We start from the raw sequence: 18,243 nt of genomic DNA, 5'->3' as shown, positions 1-18,243 counted from the left end.
CTTTAGTCAAACATATAACTGAACAACATTGTTTATCTTCCTGCACTTTCATATTTTTTCAATCCTTTTCTAAAAATTGTACGACTGATAATAATCAAAAAAACTGTAAAAACTATTTGATAGAAAAATAGGTTCAATGTATCTTTCCCTAAAAATATTAATACTGCAGGATTGGCAATTAATAAATTGGGAACAAATAACATAGTGATCAATCTGTTAATACCTGTAAAAATATTATATGGATACTTAGAAATTCCAATATAATTCAAAAATACATCTACTTTTGAAAATTTAGTTGGGAACCAAAATGAACTAATCGTTATTAGAAACCAAATTGAATAATATATAATACAACCACACATTAAAGAAAGGATATAAAATAATATTTTTAATGAATTTAAATGTACATTTAAATTTCCATAACTTATAAAAATGATCGCAAGACCAAAAAAAGTATTCACGAATTGAACTAAATTAAATGATCTAAAAATATAGAACAACTGAGTATCAAACGGCCTCAATAAAATTTGATCCAAGTTACCACTCAAAATATCTGATTCTAAAATTCCCATACTTCTAATTAACAATCCCATCATAACTCCATCTACAATAGTGTAGGAACCTACCAAAAATAAAATTTGATAATAGTCCCAACCATTAAAAGAGTCTATGTTTAAGAAAATCAATCTAAAAAATACAATAGGTAAACCAATCCACAGTATCGACGAAAATAGACCACAAAAGAAGTCAAAATGAAAATTCATATCAGATTTAAAACCAAAATGAAGTAGTCTAAAAATTACTTTTATTCTAAACATTTTATCCTCCCACATTTGAGAAGTGCTCCACTCCTTTTCTCAATATGAATCTTGATATAATATAAAAAATGATGCACCAAATCAATTGAATACAAATAATTCTCAAATAGTCTATTAATTTATATGTATCATTACTAAACATCTGAAGCGGTTCATATACTAAGTATTTAAAAGGTAATACATCTAAAAACAGACGAAAATTATTTGAAAAAAAACTTAAAGGCAATAATATTCCTGATAAAAACTGAATTACTATTTCTTTAACAGTAAGGACAAAAAATATATTTTCTAACCAAAAAGAAAGCATACCTACACAACATGATATTAAAAACCATAGAACCATAGATAGAATAATTGCAATACTTCCTAAAATAAGAATTTCAATGGTTAATAACTCATTCTTGTAATAAACACTGGAGAATAAAATGACAGGAATGATGATAAATAATAAATGAGCAAGCCTATCTCCAAGCATTTTACAAAAATAATACTTATAAAAAGTAACAGGTTTTATTAATATGCTAAAAAAATTTCCTGAATGAACATCGTCATTGATTTCCCAATCAACTGGATAAAAAACAAAATATGAAAAAATTATAGTCCCCAAATAGTATTGAACCATTGAGGTAAAATCATATCCTGCTATATTTATCTGGTTACTCTGATATATATACGTCCATAAAAATACTGATATCATAATTTGTATACTTGCCTGTAACATTAACAATAGTACACTTGATTTATAGTTCAAAATAGATCGAAATGATATCAGAATAATAGACATTTCTTTTTTCAATTGTGCTCCTTTTTTGTAAAATAGTTTTGTAAAATAATTTCTTCTAAAGAAAGATTTGATATTTCAAAATCTTCTATATCTACAAGCTTATTGATTGATTCTAATGTCTCAAAGACAAAATCTCTAGGTATTTTTAGTATACATTCCGATTTTGTTTGAGAAATGACTACTACTCCTTTAACAGAGCATAACTCTGGTACAAAATCTAATGTCATTTTTATCTTTAAATATTTAAAATCAGAAAATTTAGATAAAATAACATCCATTGACTCCTGCAAAATAATTTTTCCTTTGTCAATGACGATTAATTCGTCACAAACAGACGAAATATCATCCATATCATGACTCGTTAAAATAATAGTAGTATGACATTCTTCATTCATTTTCTTTAAAAATGTTCTGATATCTTTTTTAGACTGTATATCTAACCCTATAGTAGGCTCGTCTAAAAATAATATTTCCGGACTTGTTAAAGATGCCGCGATAAACTCCATTTTCATTTTTTGTCCAAGAGAGAGGGTCCGGACCTGCTGGTAAAGCTGATCTTTTACATTCAACAAATTGCTTAATTCCTGAATTCGTTCTTGTAAAATCGCCGGTTCTACCTCATATAAAGTACCAATCAATTGAAAATAATCCATAGCCGAAACATCTTGAAATAACTGTAATTTATTTCCTACTACTATTGAAATTTTTTTTCTAAAATTTATACTTCTTTTAAATGGAATTTCTCCATTCACTTCTAATTTTCCGGAACTAGGATAAAGAGTCCCAGTCAACATTTTAATCGTTGTGGATTTACCAGCTCCATTACTCCCAATAAAGCCAACTATACTCCCTCTCTTAATCGTAAAACTAATATCTTGAACAGCTCGAATCGTTATTTGATTACGTTTCAAAAATCTCTTGATAAATGGGAGTCTTGAATCAAAATTATAAAAATTTTTAGATAAATTCTGAGCATTAATAACTATTTCACTCATATATCTCTCCTTTCGATAAAATATATTTACTTGTACTTTTTCCATACTTTACCAAAATGCTAAAGATTGAGCTAAAATCTTCGGGATGGGTAAAATAATAGATGTTAAATATATGTCTTCGTGTACTTCTGTTATTAAATCAATAATCCTCTGACTACTCTTAGAAGATATCAAAAATTCCGACCACAACGTTTCTTATTGATTTTATAACGGTTATAGTAATCATACATTTAAAGATTCAAATTCCATAATCCATTCCTTGCTATTCATAAATTACCTCCATTTTTTATAGTCAGTCTAATATCTACAATTTTCTATATAATATTATTGTATCATTATTTTATATATTCGTATATAAATAAGACAATATTCCTCATAACTAATTTACATTAAACAGAGATAAATCAGTCAAAAATTAATTATTTAACTAACATAGCGAGCATAAATAACTTATACCTATAAAGACTTACTCCTATGATCTACTTAACCTCATAATCATCAAAATCAAAACAAATATTTAGTCAAATTTTGGTCACACTTTGGTCAAAAATTCCAAAAATACTAAGTTATTTTAAATATTCTCCTTTTTTGTTAAAATTTCACCAGTTTCAGCATATAAAGGTAAATTATATCTTCTTACTTTTTTCCAAAACAGCAACAGCCTTATCAGAATATAAAACCATAGCTTCAATCCTCTTTTACATCATCTTCAATACCTAGTTTCACTTCAAAAGGAATACTTCTAGTTAAAACACATTGCTTCAAAAATAACTTTACAGCAGTTGTCATATCTAAACCTAATTCATTAAAAATTGCAGTTGCTTCTTTTTTTAAATCATCATCAACTCTAACAGCAATTTGTGGCATAGTATTTTCTCCTTTTTATTCTGTATGTCTATTGTATCACTTCCAGACAGACAAATTCAAATTTTTATACATATTAAATACAAAATAAAATAGACCAGCTTCCTGATCTACTTTATTCTATATTCATAAAAATCAAAACAAATTTTTGGTCAAATTTTGGTCAACGTTTGGTCAAAAAAACAAAATATACTATACTATTTTAAAAAACTAAATTGTGATGATTGCCTATAAATAAAGACTTTGAATATCCTTTATGTTTCTTTACGCTTCTTAAAATGCCCCCTGCAGGAATCGAACCTGCAACTACTCCTTAGGAGGGAGTTGTTATATCCATTGAACTAAGGGAGCTAGATAAAAACTCTGCTGAAAAAGCAGAGTTTTTTAGTCGAATTAACGACGGATTTCTTTGATACGAGCTGCTTTACCTTGAAGAGCACGCAAGTAGTACAATTTCGCACGACGTACTTTACCGTAACGAACAACTTCGATCTTTTCAACACGTGGAGTGTGGATTGGGAAGATACGCTCAACACCTACACCGTTAGAGATTTTACGAACTGTGTAGTTTTCTGAGATGCCAGCACCTTTACGTGCGATAACAACACCTTCAAAAATCTGGATACGTTCACGGTTACCTTCGACAACTTTCGCGTGTACACGAACAGTGTCACCAGGACGGAATGATGGGATATCTGTACGAAGTTGACCTTCAGTCAAGCTTTGGATTAATGGATTCATTTTATTCTCCTATCTTTGTCAATCTTGAGGAATCTTCCTCAGCGGATAAACTGTATTTTTGTGCGTCCATTACACACAAGATACAGTTTACCAAATTTCCACAAAAAAGTAAAGAAATTTATAGCAGAATTCCTAAAAAAATCGCAACCAAACCACCTAGGTAGGTCAAAGTCAGGTAAACGTAAAAAACCTTCTTATCGCTTAACAGTCTTTGAAGTTCATCATTCAAGGTAGAAAAAGTTGTTAAACCTCCACAAAAACCCGTCACTAAAATAGCATAGACTTCCTTAGACTCTACATGATTGTAGAATAATCCAATCAAAAAACACCCTAAAAGATTTGCTATAAGCGTTCCAAGTGGCAATTTAGAAGATTGATTATAGCGGGAAAAGAAATAGCGCACTAAAGCTCCGAAACCACAAGCAATTGCAAGATAGACGATTACCATTTCTTCCTCCCTAGAAAATAAGCCAAGAGTAGGCCTCCACCGATGCTCAAAAGCAAATACATAACTAAACTAAGATAACGCTCTGTATCCAGCAGTTTCACAGCATCAAGCATGAGACTGGAAAAGGTTGTTAAACCGCCACAAAAGCCCGTCCCCAGTGCTAAAATAACGCCTTTACTGGTTCCTTTATAGACCAGATATCCCTTGACAAGATAAACCAGGCAGAAAATTCCCAGATAGTTTACAAAGAGAGTGCCCCAAGGAAAGTCTGGACTGGCTGGTAACCAAGTGGAAACTCGATAGCGCACAAGTCCGCCCACCATGGCAGCTAGAAAAATTCCTAGCGGATAAAATTGTTCTTTTTTCATTTGATGTTTTGATCCTGATAATCACGCGAACGTTTGAGTATGTCCGAAAAAGTCGCTACAATAGTCTCCTGATAGCGCTTATCTCCTACACGACTTCTAACCTTTTCAAAGATAATTGATTCTCTCTTGGTATCTAAAATCGGTTTACCTGATGCTTTCTTATAAGCAACTACCCCCTCAACCAAATGCATTCGTTCTTCTAGAAATTTAACAATTTGGTCGTCGATTTGATCAATTTCTTGACGAATAATATCTAAATCCATACAGTCTCCTCCTTTATTTGAATTATTGTATCAAAAAGGCACCAAATAGGCTAGTAAAATCCCAACTCTCGATAAGAAAAATGCACTGATTGATTAGATCAGCGCACTTTTATGCTTATCCTACTTTAGCAGCCAATTCTTCTGCGAATTGTTCCAAGCGTTCAATGTCTTCTTCCTCAGCAGAGAGATCAACTTTGACGCATTCTGAGCCTTTTTCTGCTCCTGTCGAAACAAAAACACGATCAAAGTCATCAACAGCCTTACAAAATTCATCGTAGAAGGTGTCACCTGAACCAACCACTCCGTAGATTTTACCATTCAAGTTGAGATCTGCTAGGTCTTCGTAGAAGTCCATCATCTCATCTGGCAATTCTCCATCACCGTAAGTATAAGTCGCAACGATAGCGATGTCTGCTTCCAAGAAGTCTGAAGCGTCAACAGTTGTACATTCATCAACATCGACATCCAAGCCCAAGTCACGTAATTTGTCTGCTACAATATCTGCAATTTCTTCGGTATTACCGGTCATACTGGCAAATACAATTTTTGCTAATGCCATATCGTCCTCCTCAATTTATCTTTCTCCATTATATCACATCTTTTTCATTTTAAAAATAAAAATTCTTGTGCTACAATGAAATGAGAAAGAATTGAGGTTATTTATGGACATTTGCCATCAAATTTTAGAAAAAATTAAAGAATACGACACGATTATCATTCATCGTCATATGAAACCAGACCCTGATGCCTTGGGAAGTCAGGTGGGATTGAAAGCTCTTCTCAAACATCATTTCCCAGAAAAAACTATCAAAGCCGTTGGTTTTGATGAACCAACTCTTACTTGGATGGCTGAGATGGATCTTGTTGAAGATAGTGCCTACCAAGGTGCCCTTGTCATCGTCTGTGATACGGCGAATACTGCTCGTATTGATGATAAGCGCTATAGTCAAGGTGATTTTCTCATTAAGATTGACCACCATCCAAATGATGATGTATACGGTGACCTGTCTTGGGTCGATACTAGTTCAAGTAGCGCTAGCGAGATGATTACCCTATTTGCAGAAACAACCCAGCTGGCCTTGTCAGATCGCGCTGCTGAGTTGCTCTTTGCAGGAATCGTTGGTGATACAGGTCGTTTCCTCTACCCTTCTACGACTGCACGGACCCTCCGCCTTGCTGCTTATTTGAGAGAACATAACTTTGATTTTGCGGCTCTCACTCGAAAAATGGACACTATGAGCTACAAAATTGCTAAACTTCAAGGCTACATCTACGACCATCTGGAAGTGGATGAAAATGGTGCTGCTCGCGTTATCCTGAGTCAGGAAATCTTAAAACGATTCAATGTTACCGATGCTGAAACTGCAGCCATTGTCGGTGCACCTGGACGTATTGACAGTGTGAGTCTCTGGGGAATTTTTGTAGAACAGGCTGATGGTCACTACCGTGTTCGCTTACGCAGTAAAATCCATCCTATCAATGAAATTGCCAAAGAGCATGATGGTGGAGGCCATCCTCTAGCAAGTGGTGCTAATTCCTATAGCCTAGAAGAAAACGAAATCATCTACCAAAAGTTAAAAAACTTGCTTAAAAACTGATAAAATACTTGCCAAACTTTTCAGAATCTGATAGACTAGTATGGTAACAATCTATGGCTCGCAAAGAGACCATGGCAGAAAGGAAATATTGCAAAATGAAAAAAGATATCCATCCAGAATATCGCCCAGTTGTCTTCATGGACACAACTACTGGTTACCAATTCCTTAGCGGTTCAACAAAACGCTCTAACGAAACAGTTGAGTTCGAAGGTGAAACTTACCCATTGATCCGTGTGGAAATTTCATCAGACTCACACCCATTCTACACTGGACGTCAAAAGTTCACTCAAGCAGATGGACGCGTGGATCGTTTCAACAAAAAATACGGTCTCAAATAATGATAAAAAGAACAGTTTCGACTGTTCTTTTTTGTTTCTTGAAATCAACCGCTGTTTTCATGTTCCAAACTCAAAAAAACTTTGCACTCTAGCTAGCCACGCGATACTTTCTAGACTACAAAGTTTTTTCTTGCCTCAAAAATATAAAAGATATATACTAGCTATATATAGTATAGATCGGAGATATACCATGACTACATCACTTACTAAGCAGTACAATTTTAAAATCAATGAGTCATCAATGGAACAAGCTAGAGCTATCATCAGGGAAAAAGGAATGACCATGACTGATGCTATTAGTCTTTTTATCGAGCAGATTGTTCTCGAACAGGATTTGCCAATAAAAACTGCAGAAGATTTACACCGTGAACGATTGATTCAAGAGCTACAAGCCCAATCTGAACGCGCCTTAAGAGAATATGAATCCGGACAAGGAACTTCCCTAGATGATATGAGGCTACGATATGGCTTATAAAGTGATTCTATCTACTGAAGTGAGTCAGGCAATTGATAGTATCCATAACTATATCAGCACTGTTCTTTTATCACCCCAGTCTGCTAAAAATACTGTGGCCAAAATTTTAGACGGCTTAAAAAGTTTAGAAACCTTTCCTGAAGCTGGCTTTGATGCAGATGAAAAAATCGGACTAAAAATCAACAGTAAGTACCCTACGCGAGGAAAAATTATCGGTCAGTATATCTTGCTTTACTTTATCGACCAAACTCACAGAACTGTTTTTCTTTCCCACTTATTCCACACCAAAAGTGACTATGTTACCTTGCTACAAAGCAAAAATAACAAAAACTCAAAATCATCATTTTAATGTCCACTGCTCCCTTAATAGCCTTGTGATTATAAAGAATACAGTCTTCATTTTAACTAGAAAATAAAAAAACTTTGCACTCTAGCTAGCCAAACGATGGTTTCTAGAGAACAAAGTTTTTTTATTAGAGCAGATTTACTCTTCCTTATCTAGATTTTCAGATCCTTTTGTTGTATTGTCTTCCCAAAGGATACGCTCGATACGATGGAAACCTGACCAACCTTTCTCGGTCTTGTTTTCGTCCATATAGTCTGCCAAACGGAAGTCAATCTTGACATCTGACTCACCAAAACTCTCAGCGATTGGTTCTGAACGCTCCTAAGACATACGAATCAATGAATAGACCTTCTTGGCTTCTTCTAACTTACCTTCTTTCAAAAGTTTGACAAAGCCTTCCGTATCTGTCAAGAGTTTATCGATTTGCTCTTGAACAAAAGTCTTATAGTCAGCAGTGGCCTTATCAAGCATTTTTTGCTTGTCTTCAGACAAGGCTGTCACCTTGGACGAATCGGTTGTATCTGCTGATTTTTCAAACCTAACAGCACAAGCTTGTCAATAGCAAGGCTGAAGATAAAAGGACAAAACCTAGTTTTTTCATTGTTTACTCCTATCGGTTCAGGAAACCTGAATTAATTTTACGTCTCATTATACCACGTTTCCACTCATTTTTTAATAGATTTTCAGAAAATTTAATGTTGGGGGATTTATACTAACAATAGACTTTTAACCTCAAAATTGATAAAATAAGAAAGAAAATAATTGTAAAAGGAAACTGTAAATCAACATGATGAACATGCAAAACATGATGCGCCAAGCACAAAAACTTCAAAAACAAATGGAACAAAGCCAAGCTGAACTTGCTGCTATGCAATTTGTTGGCAAATCTGCTCAAGATCTTGTTCAAGCGACCTTAACTGGAGATAAGAAAGTTATCAGCATTGACTTCAATCCAACTGTCGTTGACCCAGAAGACCTCGAAACCCTTTCTGATATGACTGTTCAAGCCATCAACTCAGCTCTTGAACAAATCGATGAAACGACTAAGAAAAAATTAGGTGCTTTCGCAGGGAAATTGCCATTCTAATAAAAATCACAAAAACGCATAATGTAAGGTGCCAGACCTTGATATTATGCGTTTTATTGTGTCAAGACTTACTTGATTTCTCCTCGAATCAAGTTTTGTCTCACCTTTATTATATTTTTTCAACTAAGTCTTTTATCATTCGATGTAGTTCTTCTATCTTTTCAGATTGTTTCTTTATTAATATTCTTTGGCTCGATAATTCGTCTTGGAGTTTATCAAGTTTTATCTGCTCATCTGGATTATCTTTTACAAAAAAGTTCGTCAAGGCACTTGTTAACATTCCTATTGTTCCAATACCGACAAGCATTAATAAAACAGCTAACCATTTACCAAAGAACGAAGTCGGAACAATATCCCCATAACCAACTGTCGTTACAGTAACAAGAGCCCACCAAAGACTCTCTGAAAAAGATTTTTCTTCAACAACAGATAAAATTGAACTTCCTACTAGAACGATAAAGATATTAACATATAAGATATAAATCAGGCCATTTGTCCGTAAAAATCTACTAATTTTTCTTTCTAATTTACCTGTAAGTCCAATTATTCTAAGTAAACGAGTCAGTTTCAGTAATTTTGTCAGCCTTGCTAAGCGAAAGATACGCCCTAACCGAAATACTGTAAAAATAGCATTTAAAGGGAGAATAGCCAATAAATCAAAGATATTTTCAAGTATAAACCTCCATTTTGCTTTACTTGAAAAGAACCGCCAACCATAATCTACCACAAACACAAACCAAAGTTGTAAGTCAATAATACTGTATGGAGGACTGTCTAAATCAATCATCTCAGCAAATCCAAGCAAGACAAGAACAACGGATATCAACGCAAGTATGATAATCGTTGTGTCATAATAATCCTTGAATAACCATTTTCTTTTCACATCATTTCTCCCATATCATTTGTAAACATTATACCACACCAAATCTCTACAATATATAAAAGAAGGCACTCGCCTTCTTTTTTATATCTCTGTCAATGGTGTTGCGGTATCTGGTGAGGTATCATAAACCTTAAAGTCTACTCCAACTCCCAGATCAGCTTGTGCTAGCTGGTTGACCATGGTCATGTGAGCCAGCTCCTTGATATTGTTTTCCTTAGACAAGTGACCAAGATAGATTTTCTTAGTGCGATTTCCCAAGGTACGAATCATAGCTTCGGCACCATCTTCGTTAGAAAGGTGACCCAGATCCGATAGGATTCGTTGTTTGAGTCGCCAAGCGTAAGAACCTGCTCGCAAAATCTCTACATCATGGTTGGACTCGATAAGATAGCCGTCCGCATTTTCGACAATCCCTGCCATACGGTCACTAACATAGCCTGTATCTGTCAAAAGGACAAAACTCTTATCATCCTTCATAAAGCGATAGAATTGCGGTGCGACTGCATCATGGCTAACACCAAAACTCTCTATGTCGATATCTCCAAAGGTTTTGGTTTTGCCCATCTCAAAGATATGCTTTTGCGAAGAATCCACCTTACCAAGATACTTGCTATTTTCCATAGCCTGCCAGGTCTTTTCATTGGCATAAAGATCCATACCATACTTGCGAGCCAAAACACCCACTCCATGAATATGGTCTGAATGCTCATGCGTAATCAAGATGGCATCCAAGTCTTCTGGTTTGCGATTAATTTCAGCAAGTAGACTAGTGATTTTTTTGCCCGATAAGCCTGCATCCACTAAAAGTTTCTTTTTTGGAGTTTCCAGATAAAAGGAATTCCCACTGGAACCCGACGCTAAAATACTGTATTTAAAGCCTGTTTCACTCATTCTAGTCTTCTACTTCATCCTCCCATACTTCTTCTTTCACTGCATCCTTATCATAAGGGAGCACAATTGTGAAAGTTGATCCCTTACCGTATTCACTCTTGGCCCAAATAAAGCCCTTATGTTGTTTGATAATTTCCTTGGCAATAGACAGTCCCAGACCTGTTCCACCCTGGGCACGACTTCTAGCACGATCCACACGATAAAAACGGTCAAAAATACGTGGTAAATCCTGCTTAGGAATACCCAAACCTTGGTCAGAGATAGACAAAATCATCTGATCATCAGTCGTCTTCATGGTCACTGTAATTTTCCCACCATCTGGCGAATACTTAATAGCATTGTTGAGAATATTATCAATCACCTGTGTCATCTTGTCTGTATCAATTTCAATCCATACCGAGGTAATTGGGTAATCTCTCACCAGTTCGTATTTCTTCTCTTCATCCTGCCCTCTTATCTGATCAAAACGGTTGAGGATAAAAGTAATAAAGGCAGTAAAGTTAATCAGTTCCACATCCAGATGACTGGTCTCATTATCAATCCGAGAGAGATGAAGGAGGTCAGTTACCATGCGCATCATACGATTGGTTTCGTCTAGAGATACCTTGATAAAGTCTGGTGCTACAGTTTCACACAAAGCCCCCTCATCCAAGGCTTCAAGATAAGATTTCACACTAGTTAGAGGAGTACGTAGCTCATGACTAACGTTGGAAACAAAGAGCCTCCGTTCGCGTTCTTCCTTCTCCTGCTCCGTCGTATCATGCAAAACAGCAACCAGACCCGAAATAAAGCCAGACTCTCGACGAATCAAGGCAAAGCGAACACGGAGGCTTAGATACTCACCATTAGCATCCTGAGAATCAATGATGAGCTCAGGAATTTGGGTAATCAAATCACGAAGTTCATACTCATCTTCAATCTTAAGCAATTCCAGAATACTCTTGTTAAGAACATCTTCTTTCTGAACACCTAACTGTTTCTTAGCCATGTCATTAATCATAGTAATCTTACCACGACGATTGGTCGCAAGGACTCCGTCGGTCATGTAAGATAGGATACTATGTAATCGTTTACTCTCTTGTTCCAGATTTTCTTGGGTTAAACGAATTACTTCTGATAAATCATTGAGATTATTAGTAATATTGGTGATTTCAGAGCTTCCCTGCATATCCAATACCTGAGAATAATCTCCTGCAATCAGGTCTTTTACCTTTTGATTGATTTGCTTCAACCGAATATTATCCCGACGATTTTCTAGTAAGAGCAAGGTCACCACTAAAATAAAGCCAAGTAGAATGAGGATAAAGATAAAATCACTGGTTAAAACTGTATCTTTAATTAGTTTAATCATTATTTCTCATATAATAACCAACACCGCGACGTGTTAGGATATACTCAGGACGACTTGGTGTGTCTTCAATCTTCTCACGCAAACGTCTGATAGTTACATCAACAGTCCGAACATCTCCGAAATAATCGTAACCCCAGACCGTTTCAAGCAAGTGTTCACGTGTAATCACTTGACCGATATGAGAAGCCAAATGGTACAAGAGTTCAAATTCACGGTGGGTTAAATCTAGTTCTTCACCGTATTTCTTAGCAACATAGGCATCTGGAACAATCTCCAAGTCCCCAATTTGCAAGGGTTGAGTTTTATTTTCATCTGATTCTTGATTATCTACAGAAACCAAGTCCGTGCGACGAAGAAGAGCTTTAACACGCGCCTGCAACTCACGATTTGAGAAGGGTTTTGTCACATAGTCATCCGCTCCAAGCTCCAAACCGATAACCTTATCAAATTCACTGTCTTTAGCTGACAGCATGATAATAGGCACACTACTAGTCTTGCGAATAGTCTTCGCAACTTCTAAACCATCAATTTCTGGAAGCATCAAATCCAAAATAATAATATCTGGCTGCTCTGCTTCAAATTGCTCTAGCGCTTCACGACCGTTAAAAGCAGTTACAACTTCGTAACCTTCCTTGGTCATATTAAACTTGATAATATCTGAGATTGGTTTTTCATCATCTACAATTAATATTTTTTTCATATGTTCACCTTTTTCTCTACTATTATACCAAAAAAATAGCAAGAAGACACAATAGCTAGTCTTTGCTACTGTCTAAGTTGGCTTGTGCATAAGCCTGCCAGATTTTTTGTTGGGGTTTGGCAAGTGGAACATCCTTGAACTCTTCTGGTGAAAGCCAGCGAACTTCCCTATCTGAAAAATCATGAAAGTCACTCACCTGACCTGCTACAATTTGAACATGCCACTTTCGATGGCTAAAGACATGCTTGACAGTCTCAAAACAAACATCAAGCCAATCAACTTCTAGGTCATAGTCCTGCTGGAAACTCTCTTCTGGACTGGGGCCAAAGTTTACACTTTCTTCTGCAACCTGATGAAAGAGGTCAAACTGCTCCTCTTGCAAAAACTCATCTACTTCTATCAAGGGAAAATGCCAAAATCCTGCCAACAACTTTTCACTCTCATTTTTTTCAAGTAAAAATTGTCCTTGAGTATTTTTGACCACCAAGGCTTTAAGATAAATTGGGACAGGCTTTTTCTTGGGAGCCTTAATTGGATAACAGTCCATTGTGCCATTCTGATATGCCGCACTGAAGTCCTTAACTGGGCTTTCTTCTGGTCTTGGATTTACAGGCGCCTCAATATCTGAGCCCAAGTCCATCAAGGCTTGATTAAAGTCACCAGGCCTTTCTGGGTCAATCAGGATTTCCATCATTGCCTGAAAAATTTTGCGATTACTTGGAATCCCAATATCATGGTTGACTTCGAACAGGCGGGCCAAAACACGCATAACATTACCATCTACAGCTGGCTCAGGCAAGTTAAAAGCAATACTGGATATGGCTCCGGCCGTGTAAGGGCCAATTCCTTTCAAACTGGAAATTCCTTCATAGGTGTTTGGAAATTGACCACCAAAGTCAGTCATAATCTGCTGGGCTGCAGCCTGCATATTACGAACTCGAGAATAATATCCCAGTCCCTCCCAAGCCTTTAACAAACGCTCTTCAGACGCATTCGCCAAACTTTCCACTGTTGGAAACCAGTCCAAGAACCGTTCATAGTAAGGAATAACCGTATCCACCCTGGTCTGCTGGAGCATAATTTCAGACACCCAGATATGATAAGGATTTTTACTTCTACGCCACGGTAAATCTCGCTTGTTTCCATCATACCAGTTGAGGAGTTTCTCACGAAAAGAAAGGATCTTCTCCTCCGGCCACATGACGATACCATATTCTTTCAAATCTAACATATCTCTAGTATAACACAGAAGGTTTCACCTGTCTTTGTATCTGATTTATAATATTTTCAATAGACAGTATATGACTTTTCTTTCTACTTAAATATTTTTAATATGACTTCAGCTGAAAATCGATATAATATCATAGAATGCAATTATCCATCTTCATGGTTTGATTTTGAGACAAATAATACTCAATGAAAATCAAAGAGAAAACTAGGAAGCTAGCCACAGGTTGCTCAAAGCACTGCTTTGAGATTGTAGATAAGACTAACGAAGTCAGTCACATATATAATCTAAGGTGAAGCTGACGTGGTTTGAAGAGATTTTAAAAGAGTATAAGCTAGAAATACAGTATTATTTAAAATAGTCGATCATCCTACGGATAAACAATAAAGACTCATCTCTCTTATAAAACAATGAAAACGCAGATTGATATCATCCTAAAACAAGTAACAAAGGGAAAAATAGTGTTTTGCCCCAAAAATGCCCCAAAACAAACAAAAAAGCCTGTCACACAAGCTCAAATGCTTGATATGACAGGCTTTTTAAAGACTAATTATTTAACAGCGTCTTTAAGAGCTTTACCAGCTTTGAATGCTGGAACTTTAGAAGCTGCAATTGTGATTTCTTTACCAGTTTGTGGGTTGCGACCTTTACGTGCAGCACGCTCACGAACTTCAAAGTTACCAAAACCGATCAATTGAACTTTTTCACCAGCTGCAAGGTAGTCAGCTACTGCTGAAAATACAGCTTCAACTGCTGCTGCTGAGTCTTTCTTAGTCAATTCTGTAGCTTCTGCTACTTTAGCGATCAAATCTTGTTTGTTTGCCATGTTAATGATTCCTCCAAATTAATTTCTAATTAACAAATATAATCATATCCTAAAATCCCTTATAGGTCAAGTTAAAAACACTGTTTATTCGCATTTTCTTTATTTTTTTAGGAATGGTAACGTACCAAAATAGCCCACGCATTCTCACCTGTATGAGTCTGAATAATAGAACCGGTTTCTAAAACAGAAATTGGTTTTTCAACATAGGCTTGTAAACTTTCTTTCATCTCTTTTGCCCAGTCAGCATTACCAGAATATGAAATTCCAATCTCTGCTACAGAACGTTCAGAGAGAGACGTTGTCAACTCATCTAACCATTTTTTAAAGGTTTTAGCTCCACGACCTTTAACAATTGGCTGCAATTCATGGTCTTTCATTTGCATGACAACACGGATATTGAGAAGTGAGCTCAACAATCCAGTTACACGGCCAATTCGTCCACCTTTAACAAGATTTTCCAAAGTTGAAACACCAATATAGAGCTCCGTATGGTTTTTTACCTCTTCAACGTGAGATAAAATTTCCGCCATATCTTTGCCTTCTTGTGCTAATTTCGCAGCCTCAACAACTTGGAATTTCAAGGCTTGGTCAGTAAAGGAACTATCGATAACTGTCACGTCGGCAGTAGATAGGCTGGCACCTTGGCGTGCTGCTTCTACAGTCCCCGAAAGAGCATGGGACATATGAATAGCAAGAATCTGGCTACCATCTTTGCATAGGTCCTCAAAAACTTCAGCGAAGACACCTACAGGTGGTTGACTTGTTTTAGGAAGATTCTTACTTGCTTGCATCAACTGAAGAAATTTACCTTCTTCTTTCAAATCCGCATCAGAATAAACAACATTATCAATCATTACAGATAATGGAACAATTGTAATATCTAATTGTTTTACTAGTTCTGGTTCAATAGTAACAGATGAATCGGTTACAATCTTAATTTTTGTCATAGTATCAATCTTTCTATTTTAGGATTCAGATTGGTTTTCTTACTTTTAATTATATCAAAAAAAGATTAAAAATCCTAATGGAGTCAATCAAATTTTCCGTAAAAATTTGATATAATCAACTTATAAGAAAAGAGGTGTCCTATGATTAAAAAAATTTACCCCATTTTAACCATTTTACTAGGTGCTGCTATTTATGCTTTTGGCCTGACTTATTTTGTAGTTCCCCATCATCTCTTTGAAGGAGGGGCGACAGGTATTACCCTCATCACCTTTTATCTTTTTAAAATCCCTGTTTCGCTCATGAACTTGCTGATTAACATTCCCCTTTTCATCCTAGCTTGGAAAATATTTGGAGCAAAATCCCTCTATTCTAGTTTGCTAGGAACCTTAGCCTTGTCCGCCTGGTTAGCTTTTTTTGAGCGTATTCCCCTTCATATTGATCTTCAAGGTGATTTACTGATTACTGCACTTATAGCGGGAATTCTATTGGGAATTGGTCTTGGAATTATCTTTAATGCTGGAGGTACGACGGGCGGAACTGATATTTTAGCTCGTATTCTCAATAAATACACTCATATATCCATGGGGAAACTGCTCTTTATCTTAGATTTTTGTATTCTCATGCTTATTCTCCTAATCTTCAAAGATTTGAGATTGGTTTCCTACACACTCTTATTTGATTTTATCGTTTCTCGTGTCATTGATTTGATTGGCGAAGGTGGCTATGCTGGTAAAGGCTTTATGATTATCACAAAACGTCCTGACCAACTTGCTAAAGCGATTAATGATGACCTAGGAAGAGGAGTTACTTTTATTTCTGGTCAAGGCTACTATAGTAAAGAAAATTTGAAAATCATTTACTGTATTGTCGGTAGAAATGAGATTGTGAAAATGAAGGAAATGATTCATCGAATCGATCCTCAAGCCTTTATAACCATTACAGAAGCCCATGAAATCCTTGGAGAAGGATTCACCTTTGAAAAAGAATAAAAAGAGGTAGTGTAGTAACCTCAAAAGTTAGACTTATTCATCTATCTTTTGGGTTACAGACAACCTCTTTTTTAATTACTCAAACTCTTAAGACCAATTCCGAGCTACTTCTTCATCAGCCTTTAACTGATCCACTAATTGGTCGACTGAGTCAAATTTGGTCATATCTCGAATGCGATCAAGCCAATAAACCATGACGGTTTCTCCATAAATATCTTGATTAAAATCAAAAATATTGACTTCAAAACGTGCTTCTTCTCCATCAAAGGTCACATTTTTCCCGACACTAGCCATAGCACGATACTTCTGTCTTTGAATCTCAACATCAACGACATAAACGCCATCTGCTGGCATATAAGTACGATCTAAAAGCACCAAATTAGCTGTTGGATAACCAATCGTACGACCACGAGCATTGCCATGAACCACCATACCTCTTGATGGAAGCGGTGCTCCCAAAAGTTCTCCTGCTTCTTTCACATTTCCATCTAAAATAGCTTGACGGATACGAGTTGAACTAATCTTTCCTTTCTCATCTTCTACAGGTGGAACGATAATGACTTCTCCATCAAAGTAATCCTTTAAGTCTTCTGCCGTTTTTTGGTCAGAACCAAATGTATAATCAAAACCTGCAACAATAATTTTGGCATTCATAGCCTTGATATAAGTTGCAAAAAATTCTTCTGCCGTGAGACTAGCGAATTGACTACTAAAATCAAGGAGATATAATTCTTCTACGCCTTCACGCTTTAATTTCCTCTCACGTTCAGCAGGGTTCAAAATATGTAAAAACAGATCAGGATGATAAGGCTCTAAAGCGATCTTTGGAGATTCATTAAAGGTCATAACGACGATAGGCAATAAATCCTTTCTCGCAGCCTTATTGGCAACACGAAATAATTCTTGATGCCCCTTGTGTATACCATCAAAATAGCCGAGAACAACGACTGAATCAGATGGTGTACCAATATCTTTTTGGTTTTTTATAGGAATAGTAATAATCATAAAATAATTATATCATAGCGATAGCTATTTCTGGAACAGAAAATCTGAAATGTCGTTTTTTTCACCTGAAATAGCCATTTTTGCAAAAGGAGTAGCATGCAAATATATATTGACTCTGATATACTAGAATTACAAAAAAGGTGAACGATTAACATCATAAGCCATTCCCAATTTATTCTTATCGTATCACAATTCATCATCATCCTTGAGTGAAGAACTGAGGCTCTATAATATTTGTAGTGGGTAAATCCCCTATGAATCTTATGGAGCCTATTTTTGTGTAGAAAAAAAGTCCCA

23 protein-coding genes, 1 tRNA gene and 1 pseudogene are annotated in these 18,243 nt (G+C 35.9%); 6 read left to right on the top strand and 19 right to left on the bottom strand.

The window, feature by feature from the left end; all coding sequences use genetic code 11:
• Window positions 1-32: 32 nt before the first annotated feature.
• From N8L33_RS03955 to N8L33_RS03910, 10 genes are all read right to left on the bottom strand, one after another.
• Window positions 33-818, bottom strand: coding sequence for an ABC transporter permease (locus N8L33_RS03955; RefSeq protein ID WP_003013947.1), 786 nt, complete (start codon window positions 816-818; stop codon window positions 33-35).
• Between the two features lies 1 nt (window position 819).
• Window positions 820-1,614, bottom strand: a complete 795-nt coding sequence (locus N8L33_RS03950) for an ABC transporter permease (protein ID WP_003013825.1) — start codon at window positions 1,612-1,614, stop codon at window positions 820-822.
• Complete coding sequence (locus N8L33_RS03945) at window positions 1,611-2,597, bottom strand: ABC transporter ATP-binding protein (protein ID WP_084863178.1); 987 nt, start codon at window positions 2,595-2,597, stop codon at window positions 1,611-1,613. Before N8L33_RS03945 ends, N8L33_RS03950 begins: the two co-directional genes overlap by 4 nt.
• Before the next feature lie 687 nt (window positions 2,598-3,284).
• A complete protein-coding gene (locus N8L33_RS03940) occupies window positions 3,285-3,464 on the bottom strand; it encodes a type II toxin-antitoxin system RelB/DinJ family antitoxin (RefSeq protein WP_261058514.1) in 180 nt (59 codons plus the stop codon).
• A 276-nt stretch (window positions 3,465-3,740) separates the two neighbouring features.
• Window positions 3,741-3,812 (bottom strand) — tRNA-Arg (locus N8L33_RS03935).
• Window positions 3,813-3,854: 42 nt separating this feature from the next.
• On the bottom strand, window positions 3,855-4,202 hold the full coding sequence (gene rplS / locus N8L33_RS03930; RefSeq protein ID WP_001068669.1) for a 50S ribosomal protein L19: 348 nt from the start codon (window positions 4,200-4,202) through the stop codon (window positions 3,855-3,857).
• Between the two features lie 118 nt (window positions 4,203-4,320).
• Complete coding sequence (crcB, locus tag N8L33_RS03925; protein WP_033676994.1) at window positions 4,321-4,650, bottom strand: fluoride efflux transporter CrcB; 330 nt, start codon at window positions 4,648-4,650, stop codon at window positions 4,321-4,323.
• Window positions 4,644-5,018 (bottom strand): fluoride efflux transporter CrcB, encoded by a 375-nt coding sequence (gene crcB / locus N8L33_RS03920; protein WP_261058511.1) that lies wholly within the window; start codon window positions 5,016-5,018, stop codon window positions 4,644-4,646. Before crcB (N8L33_RS03920) ends, crcB (N8L33_RS03925) begins: the two co-directional genes overlap by 7 nt.
• Complete coding sequence (locus N8L33_RS03915; protein ID WP_261058509.1) at window positions 5,015-5,281, bottom strand: chorismate mutase; 267 nt, start codon at window positions 5,279-5,281, stop codon at window positions 5,015-5,017. The genes crcB (N8L33_RS03920) and N8L33_RS03915 overlap by 4 nt, the downstream gene beginning before the upstream one ends.
• 115 nt (window positions 5,282-5,396) lie before the next feature.
• Window positions 5,397-5,840, bottom strand: a complete 444-nt coding sequence (locus tag N8L33_RS03910) for a flavodoxin (RefSeq protein ID WP_001162128.1) — start codon at window positions 5,838-5,840, stop codon at window positions 5,397-5,399.
• A 103-nt stretch (window positions 5,841-5,943) separates the two neighbouring features.
• Here N8L33_RS03910 and N8L33_RS03905 point away from each other — a divergent pair, with 103 nt between their 5' ends.
• The 4 genes from N8L33_RS03905 to N8L33_RS03890 all read left to right on the top strand — a co-directional run bounded on the left by N8L33_RS03905 (window position 5,944) and on the right by N8L33_RS03890 (window position 8,041).
• Window positions 5,944-6,879, top strand: coding sequence for a DHH family phosphoesterase (locus tag N8L33_RS03905; protein ID WP_261058508.1), 936 nt, complete (start codon window positions 5,944-5,946; stop codon window positions 6,877-6,879).
• Between the two features lie 95 nt (window positions 6,880-6,974).
• Complete coding sequence (locus N8L33_RS03900) at window positions 6,975-7,217, top strand: type B 50S ribosomal protein L31 (protein ID WP_000710764.1); 243 nt, start codon at window positions 6,975-6,977, stop codon at window positions 7,215-7,217.
• 190 nt (window positions 7,218-7,407) lie between these two features.
• A complete protein-coding gene (relB, locus tag N8L33_RS03895; protein ID WP_218774794.1) occupies window positions 7,408-7,692 on the top strand; it encodes a type II toxin-antitoxin system RelB/ParD family antitoxin in 285 nt (94 codons plus the stop codon).
• On the top strand, window positions 7,682-8,041 hold the full coding sequence (locus tag N8L33_RS03890) for a type II toxin-antitoxin system RelE/ParE family toxin (RefSeq protein WP_261058507.1): 360 nt from the start codon (window positions 7,682-7,684) through the stop codon (window positions 8,039-8,041). Before relB ends, N8L33_RS03890 begins: the two co-directional genes overlap by 11 nt.
• A gap of 153 nt (window positions 8,042-8,194) precedes the next feature.
• Here N8L33_RS03890 and N8L33_RS03885 read toward each other — a convergent pair.
• A pseudogene (locus N8L33_RS03885) lies at window positions 8,195-8,639 on the bottom strand (imelysin family protein); the annotation flags it as partial.
• Between the two features lie 186 nt (window positions 8,640-8,825).
• On the opposite strand from N8L33_RS03885, the gene N8L33_RS03880 reads away from it, so the two are divergent.
• Entirely contained in the window at window positions 8,826-9,125 is a 300-nt protein-coding gene (locus N8L33_RS03880; protein WP_261029297.1) for a YbaB/EbfC family nucleoid-associated protein, read from the top strand.
• Window positions 9,126-9,234: 109 nt separating this feature from the next.
• Here the strand turns inward: N8L33_RS03880 and N8L33_RS03875 are convergent, their stop codons facing one another.
• The 7 genes from N8L33_RS03875 to N8L33_RS03845 all read right to left on the bottom strand — a co-directional run bounded on the left by N8L33_RS03875 (window position 9,235) and on the right by N8L33_RS03845 (window position 15,951).
• Entirely contained in the window at window positions 9,235-10,008 is a 774-nt protein-coding gene (locus N8L33_RS03875; RefSeq protein ID WP_261029298.1) for a potassium channel family protein, read from the bottom strand.
• 81 nt (window positions 10,009-10,089) lie between these two features.
• On the bottom strand, window positions 10,090-10,899 hold the full coding sequence (locus N8L33_RS03870; RefSeq protein ID WP_000004962.1) for an MBL fold metallo-hydrolase: 810 nt from the start codon (window positions 10,897-10,899) through the stop codon (window positions 10,090-10,092).
• Between the two features lies 1 nt (window position 10,900).
• The gene (gene vicK / locus N8L33_RS03865; RefSeq protein WP_033676971.1) at window positions 10,901-12,250 is read right to left on the bottom strand and encodes a cell wall metabolism sensor histidine kinase VicK; all 1,350 of its coding nucleotides are present in this window, start codon (window positions 12,248-12,250) and stop codon (window positions 10,901-10,903) included.
• Window positions 12,243-12,950 carry a response regulator YycF gene (yycF, locus tag N8L33_RS03860; protein ID WP_101785036.1) on the bottom strand — a complete coding sequence of 236 codons (708 nt, stop codon included), beginning with the start codon at window positions 12,948-12,950 and terminating at the stop codon, window positions 12,243-12,245. The genes vicK and yycF overlap by 8 nt, the downstream gene beginning before the upstream one ends.
• A gap of 55 nt (window positions 12,951-13,005) precedes the next feature.
• On the bottom strand, window positions 13,006-14,181 hold the full coding sequence (mutY, locus tag N8L33_RS03855) for an A/G-specific adenine glycosylase (protein ID WP_101785038.1): 1,176 nt from the start codon (window positions 14,179-14,181) through the stop codon (window positions 13,006-13,008).
• A 547-nt stretch (window positions 14,182-14,728) separates the two neighbouring features.
• Complete coding sequence (locus tag N8L33_RS03850; protein WP_001284642.1) at window positions 14,729-15,004, bottom strand: HU family DNA-binding protein; 276 nt, start codon at window positions 15,002-15,004, stop codon at window positions 14,729-14,731.
• A 107-nt stretch (window positions 15,005-15,111) separates the two neighbouring features.
• Window positions 15,112-15,951, bottom strand: a complete 840-nt coding sequence (locus tag N8L33_RS03845; protein ID WP_061088054.1) for a DegV family protein — start codon at window positions 15,949-15,951, stop codon at window positions 15,112-15,114.
• A gap of 141 nt (window positions 15,952-16,092) precedes the next feature.
• Here N8L33_RS03845 and N8L33_RS03840 point away from each other — a divergent pair, with 141 nt between their 5' ends.
• Window positions 16,093-16,941, top strand: a complete 849-nt coding sequence (locus N8L33_RS03840) for a YitT family protein (RefSeq protein ID WP_000592063.1) — start codon at window positions 16,093-16,095, stop codon at window positions 16,939-16,941.
• A gap of 87 nt (window positions 16,942-17,028) precedes the next feature.
• On the opposite strand, the gene N8L33_RS03835 is transcribed toward N8L33_RS03840, so the two are convergent.
• The gene (locus N8L33_RS03835) at window positions 17,029-17,946 is read right to left on the bottom strand and encodes a bifunctional riboflavin kinase/FAD synthetase (protein WP_000587439.1); all 918 of its coding nucleotides are present in this window, start codon (window positions 17,944-17,946) and stop codon (window positions 17,029-17,031) included.
• Window positions 17,947-18,243: the final 297 nt, after the last annotated feature.

Source organism: Streptococcus mitis, assembly GCF_946188695.1.
Taxonomy (GTDB): domain Bacteria; phylum Bacillota; class Bacilli; order Lactobacillales; family Streptococcaceae; genus Streptococcus; species Streptococcus mitis_DF.
The sequence above is the reverse complement of the archived record's forward strand: the minus strand, read 5'-3'. Positions and strand labels throughout refer to the sequence as shown.

Excerpts from the sequence above, each read along its gene's own strand:
- mutY (WP_101785038.1), bottom strand. The coding sequence starts at position 14,181 with ATGTTAGATTTGAAAGAATATGGTATCGTCATGTGGCCGGAGGAGAAG.
- N8L33_RS03850 (WP_001284642.1), bottom strand. The coding sequence starts at position 15,004 with ATGGCAAACAAACAAGATTTGATCGCTAAAGTAGCAGAAGCTACAGAA.
- rplS (WP_001068669.1), bottom strand. The coding sequence starts at position 4,202 with ATGAATCCATTAATCCAAAGCTTGACTGAAGGTCAACTTCGTACAGAT.
- N8L33_RS03945 (WP_084863178.1), bottom strand. The coding sequence starts at position 2,597 with ATGAGTGAAATAGTTATTAATGCTCAGAATTTATCTAAAAATTTTTAT.
- N8L33_RS03955 (WP_003013947.1), bottom strand. The coding sequence starts at position 818 with ATGTTTAGAATAAAAGTAATTTTTAGACTACTTCATTTTGGTTTTAAA.
- N8L33_RS03900 (WP_000710764.1), top strand. The coding sequence starts at position 6,975 with ATGAAAAAAGATATCCATCCAGAATATCGCCCAGTTGTCTTCATGGAC.
- N8L33_RS03910 (WP_001162128.1), bottom strand. The coding sequence starts at position 5,840 with ATGGCATTAGCAAAAATTGTATTTGCCAGTATGACCGGTAATACCGAA.
- relB (WP_218774794.1), top strand. The coding sequence starts at position 7,408 with ATGACTACATCACTTACTAAGCAGTACAATTTTAAAATCAATGAGTCA.
- N8L33_RS03845 (WP_061088054.1), bottom strand. The coding sequence starts at position 15,951 with ATGACAAAAATTAAGATTGTAACCGATTCATCTGTTACTATTGAACCA.
- N8L33_RS03940 (WP_261058514.1), bottom strand. The coding sequence starts at position 3,464 with ATGCCACAAATTGCTGTTAGAGTTGATGATGATTTAAAAAAAGAAGCA.
- N8L33_RS03915 (WP_261058509.1), bottom strand. The coding sequence starts at position 5,281 with ATGGATTTAGATATTATTCGTCAAGAAATTGATCAAATCGACGACCAA.
- yycF (WP_101785036.1), bottom strand. The coding sequence starts at position 12,950 with ATGAAAAAAATATTAATTGTAGATGATGAAAAACCAATCTCAGATATT.
- N8L33_RS03840 (WP_000592063.1), top strand. The coding sequence starts at position 16,093 with ATGATTAAAAAAATTTACCCCATTTTAACCATTTTACTAGGTGCTGCT.
- N8L33_RS03890 (WP_261058507.1), top strand. The coding sequence starts at position 7,682 with ATGGCTTATAAAGTGATTCTATCTACTGAAGTGAGTCAGGCAATTGAT.
- N8L33_RS03835 (WP_000587439.1), bottom strand. The coding sequence starts at position 17,946 with ATGATTATTACTATTCCTATAAAAAACCAAAAAGATATTGGTACACCA.
- crcB (WP_261058511.1), bottom strand. The coding sequence starts at position 5,018 with ATGAAAAAAGAACAATTTTATCCGCTAGGAATTTTTCTAGCTGCCATG.
- N8L33_RS03905 (WP_261058508.1), top strand. The coding sequence starts at position 5,944 with ATGGACATTTGCCATCAAATTTTAGAAAAAATTAAAGAATACGACACG.
- N8L33_RS03880 (WP_261029297.1), top strand. The coding sequence starts at position 8,826 with ATGATGAACATGCAAAACATGATGCGCCAAGCACAAAAACTTCAAAAA.
- vicK (WP_033676971.1), bottom strand. The coding sequence starts at position 12,250 with ATGATTAAACTAATTAAAGATACAGTTTTAACCAGTGATTTTATCTTT.
- crcB (WP_033676994.1), bottom strand. The coding sequence starts at position 4,650 with ATGGTAATCGTCTATCTTGCAATTGCTTGTGGTTTCGGAGCTTTAGTG.
- N8L33_RS03870 (WP_000004962.1), bottom strand. The coding sequence starts at position 10,899 with ATGAGTGAAACAGGCTTTAAATACAGTATTTTAGCGTCGGGTTCCAGT.